General features: G+C 70.4%; 13 protein-coding genes and 3 pseudogenes. 12 read left to right on the forward strand and 4 right to left on the reverse strand.

All coding sequences use genetic code 11. The features are described 5' to 3' along the window. A pseudogene (locus tag RB628_RS32355) lies at positions 1-247 on the reverse strand (hypothetical protein); the annotation flags it as partial. Between the two features lie 207 nt (positions 248-454). On the opposite strand from RB628_RS32355, the gene RB628_RS32360 reads away from it, so the two are divergent. From RB628_RS32360 to RB628_RS32380, 5 genes are all read left to right on the forward strand, one after another. Then, positions 455-1,648 (forward strand): argininosuccinate synthase, encoded by a 1,194-nt coding sequence (locus RB628_RS32360; protein ID WP_318324175.1) that lies wholly within the window; start codon positions 455-457, stop codon positions 1,646-1,648. Positions 1,649-1,785: 137 nt separating this feature from the next. Further along, the gene (gene argH / locus RB628_RS32365; RefSeq protein WP_318324176.1) at positions 1,786-3,216 is read left to right on the forward strand and encodes an argininosuccinate lyase; all 1,431 of its coding nucleotides are present in this window, start codon (positions 1,786-1,788) and stop codon (positions 3,214-3,216) included. 263 nt (positions 3,217-3,479) lie between these two features. Further along, on the forward strand, positions 3,480-4,451 hold the full coding sequence (locus tag RB628_RS32370; protein ID WP_318324177.1) for an aldo/keto reductase: 972 nt from the start codon (positions 3,480-3,482) through the stop codon (positions 4,449-4,451). A gap of 79 nt (positions 4,452-4,530) precedes the next feature. After that, positions 4,531-5,082 carry a helix-turn-helix domain-containing protein gene (locus RB628_RS32375; protein ID WP_318324178.1) on the forward strand — a complete coding sequence of 184 codons (552 nt, stop codon included), beginning with the start codon at positions 4,531-4,533 and terminating at the stop codon, positions 5,080-5,082. Then, positions 5,079-6,611 (forward strand): MFS transporter, encoded by a 1,533-nt coding sequence (locus tag RB628_RS32380; protein ID WP_318324179.1) that lies wholly within the window; start codon positions 5,079-5,081, stop codon positions 6,609-6,611. The genes RB628_RS32375 and RB628_RS32380 overlap by 4 nt, the downstream gene beginning before the upstream one ends. A gap of 88 nt (positions 6,612-6,699) precedes the next feature. On the opposite strand, the gene RB628_RS32385 is transcribed toward RB628_RS32380, so the two are convergent. Then, on the reverse strand, positions 6,700-7,371 hold the full coding sequence (locus RB628_RS32385; RefSeq protein WP_318324194.1) for a lysophospholipid acyltransferase family protein: 672 nt from the start codon (positions 7,369-7,371) through the stop codon (positions 6,700-6,702). 394 nt (positions 7,372-7,765) lie between these two features. Between RB628_RS32385 and RB628_RS32390 the strand changes: the two genes are divergently transcribed. The 3 genes from RB628_RS32390 (at position 7,766) to RB628_RS32400 (ending at position 10,098) form a co-directional block, all read left to right on the forward strand. Then, a complete protein-coding gene (locus RB628_RS32390; RefSeq protein WP_318324180.1) occupies positions 7,766-8,974 on the forward strand; it encodes a glycerophosphodiester phosphodiesterase in 1,209 nt (402 codons plus the stop codon). Between the two features lie 74 nt (positions 8,975-9,048). Further along, on the forward strand, positions 9,049-9,555 hold the full coding sequence (locus RB628_RS32395) for a sigma-70 family RNA polymerase sigma factor (protein WP_318324195.1): 507 nt from the start codon (positions 9,049-9,051) through the stop codon (positions 9,553-9,555). 45 nt (positions 9,556-9,600) lie between these two features. Then, positions 9,601-10,098, forward strand: coding sequence for a GNAT family N-acetyltransferase (locus RB628_RS32400; protein WP_318324181.1), 498 nt, complete (start codon positions 9,601-9,603; stop codon positions 10,096-10,098). Positions 10,099-10,179: 81 nt separating this feature from the next. On the opposite strand, the gene RB628_RS32405 is transcribed toward RB628_RS32400, so the two are convergent. Then, on the reverse strand, positions 10,180-10,644 hold the full coding sequence (locus RB628_RS32405) for a hypothetical protein (RefSeq protein ID WP_412180756.1): 465 nt from the start codon (positions 10,642-10,644) through the stop codon (positions 10,180-10,182). Then, a complete protein-coding gene (locus RB628_RS32410) occupies positions 10,625-10,984 on the reverse strand; it encodes a hypothetical protein (protein ID WP_318324182.1) in 360 nt (119 codons plus the stop codon). The genes RB628_RS32405 and RB628_RS32410 overlap by 20 nt, the downstream gene beginning before the upstream one ends. Positions 10,985-11,297: 313 nt before the next feature. On the opposite strand from RB628_RS32410, the pseudogene RB628_RS32415 reads away from it, so the two are divergent. From RB628_RS32415 to RB628_RS32430, 4 genes and pseudogenes are all read left to right on the forward strand, one after another. After that, positions 11,298-11,448 (forward strand): annotated as a pseudogene (locus tag RB628_RS32415) (MetQ/NlpA family ABC transporter substrate-binding protein); the annotation flags it as partial. A gap of 156 nt (positions 11,449-11,604) precedes the next feature. Beyond that, on the forward strand, positions 11,605-12,243 hold the full coding sequence (locus RB628_RS32420; protein WP_318324183.1) for a GNAT family N-acetyltransferase: 639 nt from the start codon (positions 11,605-11,607) through the stop codon (positions 12,241-12,243). A gap of 119 nt (positions 12,244-12,362) precedes the next feature. Further along, positions 12,363-13,601, forward strand: coding sequence for a precorrin-6y C5,15-methyltransferase (decarboxylating) subunit CbiE (gene cbiE / locus RB628_RS32425; protein ID WP_318324184.1), 1,239 nt, complete (start codon positions 12,363-12,365; stop codon positions 13,599-13,601). A gap of 386 nt (positions 13,602-13,987) precedes the next feature. After that, positions 13,988-15,026, forward strand: a pseudogene (locus RB628_RS32430) (5,6-dimethylbenzimidazole synthase); the annotation flags it as partial.

Below are 15,026 nucleotides of genomic sequence, written 5' to 3' on the forward strand. Positions count from 1 at the left end.
GCAGGGCGAGGTTGCGGTCGACCTCGGCCTTCGCCGACGCCGGGATCGCGGGCAGTCTGGGCGCGACCGCCGGACAGTTCACCGTCGAGGTCGCGGCCTTGGTGGTCGCCTTGGCCGTGGTGTTGCTCTTGGACGTTTCCCCGGCAAGGGCGGAGCCGGCGACGATCGCGCCGGACAGGGCCACTGCGGCGGCGCCGCCGATGATGCCCACACGACGCTTGTTGTACTTCGGAAGAGCCCTGGACATGCGGATGCCTCACTCGGGTCAGGGTGGCTGCGTGGTTCCACTCGCTTTACAGACGCGGCGCCTGCGTCCGGCGTGAAGTACGGGAAAGCGGTTTCGAGTGTTCAAAGGCTCGCCAGACATCAACGGGAAAATTTTCCGAGATTGACGAACCATGCAGAGTGCTGCATACTCATGCATGTCAGCGAATGCACTGTGAGGAGAAAACCCGTGACCGAGCGCGTCGTACTCGCCTACTCAGGCGGTCTGGACACCTCCGTCGCCATCGGCTGGATCGCCGAGGAGACGGGCGCCGAGGTCATCGCCGTAGCGGTCGACGTAGGCCAGGGCGGCGAGGACCTGGACGTCATCCGCAAGCGCGCGCTCGCCTGCGGTGCCGTCGAGGCCGAGGTCGCGGACGCCAGGGACGAGTTCGCCGAGGAGTACTGCCTCCCGGCGATCAAGGCCAACGCCCTCTACATGGACCGCTACCCGCTGGTCTCCGCCCTCTCCCGGCCGACGATCGTCAAACACCTCGTCGCCGCCGCCCAGAAGCACGGCGCCACGACGGTCGCCCACGGCTGCACGGGCAAGGGCAACGACCAGGTGCGGTTCGAGGCCGGCATCGTGGCCCTCGCCCCCGACCTTCAGTGCATCGCCCCGGTCCGCGACTACGCGATGACCCGCGACAAGGCGATCGCCTTCTGCGAGGAGAAGCAGCTCCCGATCGCCACCACCAAGAAGTCCCCGTACTCCATCGACCAGAACGTCTTCGGGCGCGCGGTCGAGACGGGCTTCCTGGAGGACATCTGGAACGCCCCGATCGAGGACATCTACGAGTACACCTCGAACCCGGCCACCCCCCGCGAGGCCGACGAGGTCGTCGTCTCCTTCAAGGAGGGCGTCCCGGTCGCCATCGACGGCAAGCCGGTGAGCGTCCTCCAGGCGATCCAGCAGCTCAACGAGCGCGCCGGCGCCCAGGGCATCGGCCGGATCGACATGGTCGAGGACCGTCTCGTCGGCATCAAGTCCCGTGAGGTGTACGAGGCCCCGGGCGCGATCGCCCTGATCACGGCCCACCAGGAGCTGGAGAACGTCACGGTCGAGCGTGAACTCGCCCGCTACAAGCGCCAGGTCGAGCAGCGCTGGGGCGAGCTGGTCTACGACGGCCAGTGGTTCTCCCCGCTCAAGCGCGCCCTGGACGGCTTCATCAACGAGGCCAACCAGCACGTCAACGGCGATGTCCGGATGACCCTGCACGGCGGTCGCGCGGTCGTCACGGGCCGGCGTTCCGACACCTCGCTGTACGACTTCAACCTCGCCACGTACGACACGGGCGACACCTTCGACCAGGCCGCGGCCAAGGGCTTCATCGACATCTACAGCCTGTCGTCGAAGATCGCGGCCAAGCGCGACCAGGCGTAACCGATACCGTTGTTGTCACCGCCTCCCCTCCGTACGGGTGGGGAGGCGGTCGCACATCCGGACGTACATCTGGAACCTGTCTCCGGAACGTGTATCCGCAACCTGAGAGCAGCAACACCCTCCGAGGAGCAACGCAAGTGAGCAGCAACAGCGGTGACGTACGGCTCTGGGGCGGCCGTTTCGCCGACGGTCCCGCCGAGGCCCTGGCCAAGCTGTCCGCGTCCGTCCACTTCGACTGGCGGCTCGCGCCCTACGACATCGCCGGATCGCGTGCCCACGCGCGCGTGCTGCACAAGGCGGGCCTGCTCACGGAGGACGAGCTGACGCGCATGCTGGCCGGCCTCGACCAGCTCGCTGCGGACGTCGCCGACGGCACCCTGGTCGGCACGATCGCCGACGAGGACGTCCACACGGCCCTGGAACGCGGCCTGCTGGAGCGCGTCGGCCCCGACCTCGGCGGCAAGCTCCGGGCGGGCAGGTCGAGGAACGACCAGGTCGCCACTCTCTTCCGCATGTACCTGAGGGACCACGCCCGTACGATCGGCGGCCTGATCGCCGACCTCCAGGACGCGCTGATCGGCCTCGCGGAGGCCCACCCGGACGTGGCGATGCCCGGCCGCACCCACCTCCAGCACGCCCAGCCGGTCCTGTTCGCCCACCACGTCCTGGCCCACGCACAGTCCCTGTCCCGGGACGCGGAGCGCCTGCGCCAGTGGGACGCGCGCACCGCGGTCTCCCCGTACGGCTCGGGCGCGCTCGCGGGCAGCAGCCTCGGCCTGGACCCGGAGTCGGTCGCCAGGGACCTCGGCTTCGAGCACGGCAGCGTGGGCAACTCCATCGACGGCACGGCGTCGCGCGACTTCGTCGCCGAGTTCGCGTTCATCACGGCGATGATCGGCGTGAACCTCTCCCGGATCGCCGAGGAGATCATCATCTGGAACACGAAGGAGTTCTCCTTCGTGACCCTGCACGACGCCTTCTCCACGGGCTCGTCGATCATGCCGCAGAAGAAGAACCCGGACATCGCGGAGCTGGCGCGCGGCAAGAGCGGCCGTCTGATCGGCAACCTGACGGGCCTGATGGCCACCCTCAAGGCACTGCCCCTCGCCTACAACCGCGACCTCCAGGAGGACAAGGAGCCGGTCTTCGACTCCTGCGACCAGCTGGAAGTCCTGCTCCCCGCCTTCACCGGCATGATGGCCACGCTCACCGTCCACCGCGAGCGCATGGAGGAACTGGCCCCGGCCGGCTTCTCCCTGGCCACGGACATCGCCGAGTGGCTGGTCAAGAAGGGCGTGCCGTTCAGGGTCGCCCATGAGGTCGCCGGCGAGTGCGTCAAGGCCGCGGAAGCCGACGGGGTCGAACTGGACGGCCTCACGGACGACCAGTTCGCGAAGATCAGCGCCCACCTCACGCCGGAGGTCCGCTCGGTCCTGAACGTCCCGGGCGCCCTGGCCTCCCGCAACGGCCGAGGAGGCACGGCCCCCAGCGCGGTGGCGATCCAGCTGGCAGAGGTAAAGGCAGACGTGAAGGCCCAGCACGAATGGGCCACGGCCAGGAAGAGCTAGCTGAGGCGCCCCGAAAAGGGCGCGCGGGGAACGGCGCGACAAGCCACAGTGAACCCGCACCCGCCAAAGCACCCCAGACACCGGGCTCTGAGGCCTTCGGGGGCCCAAGGGGCACAGCCCCCGAAGGATGGGACGCGGACGGTACGGGTAGGGGCGGCGGGGGCGAAAGACACCCGGCGCCCCCCTCGCGCAGCAAACCCCGCAAAGGTCATCGCGGGTTACGTTGGTCGAAGCCGTACCGGACCGACCGAACGGAACCCGCGATGCCCTTCACCCGACTGGCCACAGCGACAACCCCCACCTGCCACCTCGGACTGGGCCTCGCCGCAGTCGCCCGCCCCGGCTACATCAACCTCAACCGAGACGAAGACCTCGGAGAGAACCGCAGCGTAGACACCCTCCGCACCCGCACCCACCAACTCCTCGACGCCGCCTACGCCCAGGGCGTCCGCTACTTCGACGTGGCCCGTTCGTACGGCCGCTCCGAGGAGTTCCTCGCCGCCTGGCTGACCGCGCGCCCCGACATCGAAGACGTCGTGATCGGCAGCAAGTGGGGCTACACCTACACCGCGGACTGGACCACCGACGCCGAGCAGCACGAGGTCAAGGACCACACCCTCCCGGCGTACGAGCGTCAGCGCGCCGAGAGCGGCCAGCTGCTCGGCGACCGGCTCGACCTCTACCAGATCCACTCACTCACCCCCGAGAGCCCGGCCCTGTCGGACAAGGAACTGCACGCCCGCCTCGCGGAGGCCGCCGCGGAGGGTCTGACCATCGGCTTCTCCACCAGCGGCCCCGCCCAGGCCGACACCGTCCGTGCCGCCCTCGCGGTCACGGTCGACGGCGAGCCCCTCTTCCGCACGGTCCAGTCGACGTACAACGTCCTGGAGACCTCCGTGGGGCCCGCGCTGGCCGAGGCCCACGACGCCGGACTGACGGTGATCGTCAAGGAGGGCATGGCCAACGGCCGCCTCACCGCCGGGCAGGCACCGGACACCGTACGGGCGATCGCCGAGGAGACGGGGCTCGGCGTGGACGCCGTCGCCCTCGCGGTGGTGCTGCGGCAGCCGTGGGCGGGGGTCGTGCTGTCCGGCGCTGCCACGGTCGGTCAGCTCGCTTCGAACCTGCACGCGGCGGTCGTCGACCTCGACGAGGAGCAGCTGTCGCGCCTGGCCGCGCTGGTGGAGGAGCCGCGCGTCTACTGGGAGCGACGCGGGCAGCTGCCCTGGCACTGAGAGCCCTGCGAAGCCAGTGAGCTGAGACGCACACGCCTCTGGTGAGACAAAAATGTCTCACATGGCCTACGGTTGTCTCATGGCCGTCGATCGTGAACACATGCTGCGCAGCGCAGCCGCCCTGCTCACCCGGAAATCCACGTCCACGATGGACGAGGTCGCCAGGGCGGCCGGAATCAGCCGGGCCACGCTGCACCGCCACTTCGCAGGGCGGGACGCACTCGTACGGGCCCTCGAAGGGCTCGGCATCGAGGAGTGCGAAGCGGCTCTGACGGCCGCGCGACTCGGTGACGGCACCGCTCAGGAGGCCGTCCGCCGCCTGGTGCGGGAGCTCGAACCCGCCGCCGGACTGCTCGCGTTCCTCTACACCGAGAACCAGCTGTTCGAGGGCGAGGAGCAGAACGAGGGCTGGGCCAGGATCGACGCCGGCATCGCCGCTCTGTTCCGCCGCGGCCAGCAGGACGGCGAGTTCCGCATCGACCTCACCCCCGCCTGGCTCACCGAGGCGCTCTACGGCCTCATGGCCTCGGGCGCCTGGGCTGTGAGCGAGGGCCGGGTCGCCGCCAAGGACTTCAACCACATGATCGTCGAGCTGTTGCTCGGCGGCGCACTCCGGAGAGAGGAATCATGACCAGCACCCTGCAGCCGGCCCGCGCGACGGAGGAAGAGAGGCGTCCGGGCCGCTGGCTCGCGCTGTCCGTCCTCGTGCTGGCCGTGCTGCTGGTGGCCGTCGACGCGACCGTGCTCGGTCTCGCGACCCCCTTCATCAGCGAGGACCTGAAGCCGTCCGGCACCCAGTTGCTGTGGATGGGTGACGTCTACTCGTTCGTCATCGCGGGCCTGCTCGTCTCCATGGGCAGCCTCGGTGACCGCATCGGCCGCAAGCGGCTGCTGCTCATCGGCGCCACCGCGTTCGGCGCGGTGTCCGTGCTCAACGCCTATGCGACGACACCGGAGTTGCTGATCCTGGCGCGGGCGCTGCTCGGTGTCGCGGGCGCGACCCTGATGCCGGCCACGCTCGCCCTGATCCGCAACCTCTTCCACGACCGGCGCGAACGCAGCCTCGCCATCGGCATCTGGGGCGCTACCGCCTCCGCCGGTACAGCGGTCGGCCCGGTCGTCGGCGGTTTCCTGCTCGAACACTTCTGGTGGGGCTCGGTCTTCCTGATCAACCTGCCCGTCATGGTGGTCCTCGTCGTCGTCGGCATCAGGCTGCTGCCCGAGTCGCGCAACCCGGCGCCGGGCCCGTGGGACCTGCGGAGCGTCGTCCTGTCGCTCGTCGGCATGGTCGGCATCGTGTACGGCATCAAGGAGGCGGCGTCGCACGGGTTCTCGTGGCCGGCGCTGGGCGCGGCAGTTCTGGGCGCCGCCGCTCTGTACGGCTTCGTGCGCCGCCAACTCGCTCTGCCCATCCCCCTCCTGGACATGCGGCTGTTCCGCGACCGGGGGTTCAGCGGGGCCGTGCTCTCCGACCTGCTGACCATCCTCGGACTGTCCGGGCTGGTGTTCTTCCTCTCGCAGTACCTGCAACTCGTGCAGGGCCGGGGGCCGCTGGAGGCCGGCCTCGCGGAACTGCCCGCAGCGATCGGTGCGGTGGTTGCGGGCCTGCTCGCCGGGGCGGCGGCCCGGCGCTACTCGGTACGGGCGGTGGTCTCGGGCGGGCTCGCGGCCATCGGCCTGGCCCTGGCCACGCTCACCCTGGTGGACCAGTCGACCGGCTATCCCCTGCTCGGCACCGCGCTCCTGGTCGTCGGCGTGGGCGCCGGCCTCTCGTTCACCGTGACCTCCGACGTCATCCTGGCCGGCGTCCCCAAGGAGCAGGCGGGTGCGGCGGCCGCGGTGTCGGAGACGGCGTACGAGCTGGGCGCCGCCCTCGGCATCGCCCTGCTCGGCTCGGTCGTCACCGGCGTCTACCGGAACTTCGACGCCCCGACGGGCACGCCGCCCGAGGCCCACGAATCACTGGGCGGCGCGGTGGAAACGGCGGCGGGCCTGCCGGCGCCCACTGGTGAGGCGTTGCTGACGGCGGCCCGCGAGGCCTTCACCGACGGCATCGCACTGGCGGCGGGGGCAGGGGCGGTGGTGCTGCTGGCAGCGGCGGGGGCAGCTTGGGTACTGCTGAAGGGTCAGCGGCTGGAGGGGCGCGGCGACCACCCGTAGGGGCCCCTGAATAGCGCCCCTCCAGGGGTGCGGGGAGCTGTGCGACAGCCGCGAAGCCCCCGCGGCCGGCAGACAACCCCCAATACCCCTAAGCGGCCTTGGCCTTCGTGGCATACATGTCCACGTACTCCTGGCCCGACAACCGCATGACCTCGGTCATCACCGAGTCGGTCACCGCCCGCAAGACATACCGGTCCCGGTCCATCCCCTCGTACCGAGAAAACTCCATCGCCTCACCGAACCGCACCGTGACCCGCCCCGGCCGGGGCATCCCCGCCCCGCCGGGCTGCAGCTTGTCCGTGCCGATCATCGCGAACGGCACAACCGGCGCGCCTGTCATCAGCGTCAGCCGGGCGATGCCGGTGCGCCCCCGGTAGAGACGCCCGTCGGGGGAGCGCGTGCCCTCCGGGTAGATCCCGAACATGCGCCCCTCCTCCAGCACCCGGCGGCCGGTCATCAGCGCCGCGACACCGCCGTTGGCCCCGTCCCGGTCCACCGGGATCATGCCGACGCCGGTGAAGAACCACGCCATGAGGCGGCCCTTGAAACCCTTGCCGGTGACGTACTCGTCCTTGCCGATGAACACGACCTGCCGGTCGCAGACCAGCGGCAGGACCATCGAGTCGATGAACGTGAGGTGGTTGCCGGCCAGGATCACCGGCCCGTCTCCCGGGATGTGCTCCATGCCCTCCACCCGTGGGCGGAACATCAGGCGCATGATCGGTCCGAGCAGTGCCTTGATGAGCACGAAGCGGGACAACGGGCCCTCCGGTGTCAAGGGATCGGTATAAGTCTGTGCAGGTGAGGACGATACTCGCGCCTCGGGGGGTAGTGCACATCGGGTTCACCGACTACTTACGCACTGTTGACCCGCGTTTACCTGCGGTGGCGCACTGTTGCCAGCACATCACAGCCCGCCATGAATGTGACGGACATCGCGCGAAGACGTACGGGTACGCCCGATGAACGCGTACCCGCCGAGCTGCCGCCAATGCGGACCGGCCACCGGTCCGTCCTGATCCGCCTCTCCTCGACCGCTTCCTCACGACATCCAGCGTCACCCGCGTGTTCCGTCCACGGTCTCCCTGTCGACATGTACACGCACCTACGATCGGTTCGTTCGAACAGATGACGGTGCGGCAGGAGGGACGCTCATGGGCACGCTGGAGTCGAACGGCCATGCGCAGGGGGAGTCGGCGGCGACGGGGCGGCGGGCGCTGCTCGGAGCCGCGATGCTGGGTGCGGGCGGCGCGGTCCTCGGGCTGCCCGGCGCGGCGAGAGCCGATGCCCAGGACGCCAGGCGGAACGCGCAGCGCGACGCGAAGCACGGAGGCGGTGGCTTGAAGGGCCTGCCCGTACCGACGATCATCGGCCACCGGGGTGCCAGCGGGTACCGCCCCGAGCACACCCTCGGGTCCTACCAACTCGCCCTCGACCTGGGCGCGGACATCGTCGAGGCCGGTGACCTGGTCCCCACCAAGGACGGCCACATCGTCTGCCGCCACGAACCGGAGATCGGCGGGACGACCGACGTCGCCGACCACCCCGAGTTCGCGAGCCGCCGGACCACCAAGGTCCTGGACGGCGTCTCCCTCACCGGCTGGTTCACCGAGGACTTCACGCTCGCCGAGCTGAAGACGCTGCGCGCGATCGAACGTATTCCGGCCAACCGCCCGCACAACACCCTCTACAACGGCCACTGGGAGATCCCCACCTTCGAAGAGGTCCTCCGCTGGCAGGACGAGCAGACCCGCAAGCGCGGCAAGCAGGTCTGGATCTACCCCGAGACCAAGCACCCCACCTACTTCCGGGAGCTCGGCCTGGGCCTGGAGGAGCGGGTCGCGAAGCTGCTGCGCAAGCACGGCAAGGACAGGAGGAACTCACCCGTCATCCTGCAGTCCTTCGAGCCGACCAGCATCCAGCGTCTGAACCGGCTGGTGGGCAACCCGCTCGTCGTCCTGCTCTCCGCCGCGGGCACACGCCCCTGGGACTTCGTGACGACCGGCGACCCGCGCACCGTCGCCGACCTCATCAAACCGGCCGGTCTGAAGGAGATCGCCTCGTACGCACAGGGCATCGGCCCGACCCTCGACCTGGTCGTCCCGAAGGACTCGACGGGCGCGCTCACCTCACCGACCACCCTGGTCGCGGACGCGCACGCGGCGGGGCTGATCCTGCACCCGTACACCATGCGCAACGAGAACCCCTTCCTGCCGACGAACTTCCGCAACGGCACGGACGCTGACGCCTTCGGAGACGCATTCGGCGCGTACCGGACGTACTTCGCGACGGGTATCGACGGCGTTTTCACGGACAACCCGGACACGGGTGTGCTGGCCCGCGCGGACTTCGTCAACGACTGAACGTCCGGACCCGGTTGGGGTGACAACCGGCCGTTCCGGCAACCTTTCGCCGGAGCGGCCGCGTCGTGCCGCATATGACCCACGACATGGTTTCCGCCCTGCGCCCCCTGCTGGCCGCCGAGGCCTCGGCGGAGGCGTACGCATACGGCGACGAGCCGGGCGATCTGGAACAGGCCGTCTGGCTCCGCCTCCTGGAGCGCCTCGACTCCGACGGCCCGCCGGCCGACCCGCAGAACTGGCTCCGCCGGGCCGTCCGCTCCGAGGCCCGCCGCAACCGCCGTACCGCCCGCATCGAACGGCCGTACGGTGATCAGCCCGCGGCCGACGACCGCCCGGGCCCCGAGCAGCTCGCCCTCACCGCCGCCCGTCATCGCGCCCTGCGTGACGCGGTGCGCCGCCTGCCCGGCCGCTGCCCGGTTCTGATGGAGGCCCTGCTGTCGCCGAAGGACCTCACATACCGGGAAATCGCGGGGGAGTTGGGTATCTCACAGGGAAGTCTTGGCCCGGAACGTTCTAGATGCCTGGGATGTCTCCGTCGATTGCTGACGCCGGAGGTTGCGGCGCGCGAAGCGCGGGGATAGGAGTGAGGACATACGACTGAGCAGGTGAGCGGGAGGCGTGCACACATGGGCATGAGCGTGACCATCTCCGTGGCGACGGAACGGGACGCCGAACAGATCTTCCGGCTGCAGTACCTGTGCTTCCAGAGCGAGGCGGCCCTGTACGGCAACTACCGGATCGATCCGCTCGTCCAGACCCTGGACTCCGTCCGGGAGGAAGTCGGCGCGGACTGCGTCTTCGTGGCGCGGCTGGGCGAGGAGGTGGTCGGTTCGGTGCGCGGCACGCCGAACCCCGACGGCACGGCGTCCATCGGCAAGCTCTGCGTCCACCCCCGCCTCCAGGGCCACGGCATCGGCGCCCGCCTCCTGCGCGCGGCCGAGTCGGCGCTCGCGGAGGAACGCGGCGCCAAGAGGTTCCGCCTCAGCGCGGGCCACCGCAGCGACGCCGGCCTGCGCCTGTACCGCCGGGTCGGCTACGAGACGGTGGGCACGGACAAGGGCCGCGACGGAGTGCCGATGATCGTCCTGGAAAAGCCGGCGGGGACCTACGCGGCAACCGCCTGAAAGAGGGCCAGGGGGCGCTCCGACAGGGGCGCGGGGAACTGCGCGACAAGCCACAACGGCCCCGCAGCCGCGCAGTAGACCTCAGCCAGCCTCCCCCTTGGGCGCCCGGGCCTTCCGCAGCCAGTACATCGCGGAGATCGGCAGCAGCACCGGAATGAACAGGTATCCCACCCCGTAGTCGGACCACACGGTCGAGTCGGGAAACGCGGACGGCTCGACCAGCGTCCACGTCCCCACGACCAGCACACCGGCGAGCTCACCGGCGCAACAGACCAGTGCGGCCTTCCGCGCCGTCTCCCCGCCCCGCACCAGTGAGTACGTGATGAACCCGTACACCACACCGGCGACAGCCGACAGCGAGTAGGCGAGCGGCGCATGCCCGAACTCGGTCGAGATCTGCACGGCGGACCGGGACACCGCACCGACGACCATCACGCCGTACAGCCAGACCAGCAGCATGCCCGGCCCGCTGATGAGCCGCTCGCGCACAGGCTGCTCCTGCGCGGACCTGTCCGTGGTGGCCATCTCACCCTCCCCAGATGTCATGGAGCCGCACCTCCAGTGCGGCCAGCACCACACCGCCGGCGGCAACCGTCACCGAGCCCCAGCGTGTGCGTTCCGCCAGCGACATGAACCCGGTCACCGGCACGCACGCCAGTGCGCCCAGCAGATACGCCACGAAGATCGTCGTACCCTGCTCCGGCTTCTCGCCCCGGACGAGCTGGACGATGCCGACCACCAGCTGGACCACGGCGAGCAGGGTGACCACGCCCATGCCGATGAAGTGCCAGTCCTTGGTGGGCTGATCGCGAGAGGCGGCCCACCCGCACCAGGCGGCGAGCGCGAGAGCGGCGACGGCGGTCGCGACCGTCAGGGCATCAAGCATGCCGCGACCCTATTACGGCTCAAAATGCCTGATGCGGTCGGCCCCGGGTCGCGTCGCCGGGGTGCCACGGGGGTCATCCGCGTCCATGCCTGTCCGGGATATGGACACGCAGGGGACGGACATTCTCGGCCGCACCCATACGTCTGCTTTGCTGATCGTATGACCCCCTGAGCGGCCGCACCCTAGCGACCGAGGCGATCCTGACGCCCGGTGCTCGTTGTATGTGTCGAGTGTGCGCCTTCTGGAAAGCCCCCGCACCACTCCCGAGTCTCGCGTTCACCCGCCGCCGACACCGTTGTCCCGGAGCCCCCCGGAAAACAACCCGTACGGCAGCTTCCTCGCCGTCGGGAAGAACAACGAGGACGACCCCCCGGGTCGCGAAGCCGGCGAAGCTCCTCACCTCCGCCGCGGTCGCGAAGTTCATCGAGGACAAGTGCGACGGTTCCGTGATCCCCTCCCTCTGAGGGGTACTTACCGACACGTACGGGGTCCGCTCCCTTACCGGGTGTGGACCCCGTGATGCGGTTCCGAGGCCGCATGCTGCATGCTGGGCAGTTCGGCAGGCCGTGCAGGTTTGTGGGTTTGTAGGTCTGCAGGTTTCGACGGCTACGGAGCGGCGCATGACGAGCACCTTCCCCAACATCTCCATCAGCACGGAGCGGTTGGTACTGCGCCCTCTCGACGAGGACGACATCCCCGCGCTGGCCGAGATGATGAGGGACGAACAGGTCGCTGCCTGGACCGACGTCCCCCAGCCTTTCACCGAGGACGCCGCCCGCACCTGGATCACCGAGTACGCGCCCGCCGAACGCACCGAGGGCCGCGGCCTCGACTTCGCCGTCACCGAGTTCCTCACCCAGCGCCTGGTCGGCATCGTCCAGCTCACCAAGACGAACTGGCACATCCGGTCCACCGAACTGTCGTACATCATCGCCCCCTGGGCGCGCGGCGAGGGCTACGCCTCCGAGGCCGCGCTCGCCACCTCCCAATGGGTGCTCGGCGACCAGAAGTTCGAGCGGGTCGAGCTGCGCACGGCCGCCGACAACACCGCCTCCCAGCAGGTCGCCCAGAAGATCGGCTGTATCAGCGAGGGTGTCCTGCGGGGAGCCTGTATAGCGCACGTACGCACCGAGGACGACACCTGGACCGACGTACGCACCGACTTCATCGTGTGGAGCCTGCTGCCCGAGGACCTCGAAGGAGCCGGTGAGGATATGGCCGACAGCAGCGGTTTCACGTCGTACTCCAACTGGAACTGACCGTCGGCAGTCGCGCCGAGCACACCAGGTACGCTCACGTAACCCCGTAGCGTCCGACTCCGTACGGGATGTCCCTTGCTTGTCGACGCCCCGCGCGAACCCTCTGGAGACTGACGACGATGGCCGACCGGGTCACGGTGATCGGCTGGGACGGCTCGCCCCTGACCGCCACGGCGCGCTCCGCCCTCGGCGCCGCCACGCTGGTGGCCGGCGCGGCCCACCATCTCGCGCTCCCCGAAGTACCCCCGGCCGCCGAACGCATCCGCCTGGGCAGCGTCGCCCTCGCCGCCCGCCGGATCGCCGGCCATCGCGGCACCGCCGTCGTCCTCGGTGACGGAGACCCCGGCTTCTTCGGTGTCGTACGCATGCTGCGCGCCCCCGAGTTCGGCCTGGAGGTCGAGGTCGTCCCCGCCGTCTCCTCGGTGGCCACCGCGTTCGCCCGCGCCGGCATGCCCTGGGACGACTCCGAGGTCGTCGTCGCCCACCGCCGCACCCTGCGCCGCGCGGTCAACGTGTGCCGCGCCCACCCCAAGGTCGCCGTCCTCACCTCACCCGGCGCCGGACCCGCCGAACTCGGCCTGCTCCTCGACGGGGTCCACCGCACCTTCGTCATCTGCGAGGAACTGGGCACCGAGCGCGAACAGATCACGGTCCTCACCTCCGACAAGGCCGCCGACCGTGCCTGGCGCGACCCGAACGTCGTCATCGTCATCGGTGGCCCCGCCGCCGCGAGCGACGACAGCGGCTGGATCGCGGGCCGCGACCCGGCCGCGGGCCCACGCGGCTGGGCCCTGCCCACCGAGGCGTACGGTCACGGCTCCACCACGTCCGGCGGACCGCTCGCACCCGCCGAGGGCGAGACCGAGCTGCTGCGGGCCGCCCAACTCGCCCGCCTGGGACCGCGCGTGGGCGACCTCGTCTGGGACATCGGCTGCGGCAGCGGCGCCTTCGCCACCGACGCGGCCCGCAGCGGCGCCGCCGTCATCGCCGTCGACCGGAACGTGGAGGCCTGCGCCCGCACCGACTTCGCCGCCCGGCGTTTCGGCGTCCAGCTCCAGATCGTGCGCGGCGAGGCCCCGCACATACTCGAGGACCTCCCCGAGCCCGACGTCGTCCGCGTCGGCGGCGGGGGAGCGGCGGTGGTCTCCGCGGTCGCCGACCGGCGCCCGCAGCGCATCGTCACGCACGCGGCGACCCGCGACGCGGCCGAACTCGTCGGCCGCGACCTGACCGAGCACGGCTACCAGGTCGAGTGCGCCCTCCTCCAGTCCGTCGTGCTCGACATCCGGGCCTGGACGGAGAAGGAGCGGAGCGTCGCGTTCCTGCTCAGCGGAGTACTGCCCGACCGTGCGCCCTGACGCCGGTTGCCGTCCCGCGATCCTGTTGTCGTACTGCGCGCGGTAGGCTGGCCGACCGTTGCACTGCACTCCGTGGCCCGGTACTTCGTAGCCCAATGTCCGGAAAACGCGCCCGTTTTGGGGTGAGTGTGGTACGGCGGGACCGGCAGGGCGCGCAACGTGGCGCAGTCCACAGCGGTCCGTGGCGGATCAAGGTGCCGCTACGGCGGAACGGCCGCAAGAATGCCAGTTGATGGCGACAATGCCAGTTAGTGGCTTTGTCGTCTTTCTGGGACGGGTCGTTCGTGCCGCTGGGCACGCATGCTCGTTCTTCACTACGGGGCGATCGGTGAGCCGTGACGGGCGAGCTGGTCGTAGAAGCACTAACCGATGGGCGAGGGGTACGCATGACCGACACCGGCCAGGTCCCGGCCGAGGGACTGCCGGAGAGCGCAGGCATGGTGGAACAGCCGGGCGTTCCCGCGCACGGTGCGTACACCTACCTCTCCGAGACCACCGCCGAGGACGAAGACCTGCTGCTGCTCCCGGGCGCCCAGAGCGCGTGGGGCAACGAGGTCGCTCCACCCGCTCCGGCGCCCGTCGTCGAGGCCGTGCACGAGCCCGGCCCGCACGAGACCGGTGGCCGCGACAGCGGCTCGGTCGACCTGAGCGCCGTACGCCTCGCGACCCAGGCCCCCGCCTCCCTGGCGACGGCACCGATCCCGCCCCGCCGCCCGCTGCACCTCGGCCCGCCGACCCCCGACGCCTCCGCGAGCCCGGTCCGCTCCCTCGCCGACCGGGGCCCGGCCGGCATGCCCGCACCCGTACGCCAGTTCGGTGCGCCCGCACAGGCCCCCGGCCCCGAATACCTCGACGCGGCTCCTCTGTTTGCCGAAACGGCCCCGCAGGGCGCGGCTCCCTGGGGCGCCCAAGCGCAGGCTCACACAGCGGTGCAGGCCGCGCCGGCGCCGCTGGTGACCGAGGGGGTGCACACGGCGGAAACGGTTGTTCCACTTCTGACCGAGACTCCGACTCCGACTCCGGAGCCCGAGGCGCCTGGGGTGACGGAGCCGGCGGAGCCCGCCCCGGCGCTCCAGGAGGCGACCCCGGAGGCGGCGCGCGAGGAGGAGCAGCCGGAGGGTACCTACGAGACGCCCGAGGCCGCTCCCTCGGCCCACTCGCCGGAGGACGCGTACGCCGGCCAGGGCGCCGAGGGTTTCGAGGGTGCGTACGCCTTCGAGGCCCCCCATATCCCGGAGCCCGCCGTGGCGACTCCAGCCGCTGAGGCTCCCGAAGCCGGCCCCGTCTTCCCGGCGGCCCCCGAGACCCCCGATGTGGCGCAGGCCCCGGAGGAGACCGAGGGCGCCCCGATGCCGCCCGAGGACGCTCACCTCGTCGTGCCGGAGGCGGAACCCGTACCGGTCGTCCAGCTCGTCGTGCCGGAGG

The organism is Streptomyces sp. ADMS, assembly GCF_033441795.1.
In the GTDB taxonomy this organism is placed as follows: Bacteria; Actinomycetota; Actinomycetes; order Streptomycetales; family Streptomycetaceae; genus Streptomyces.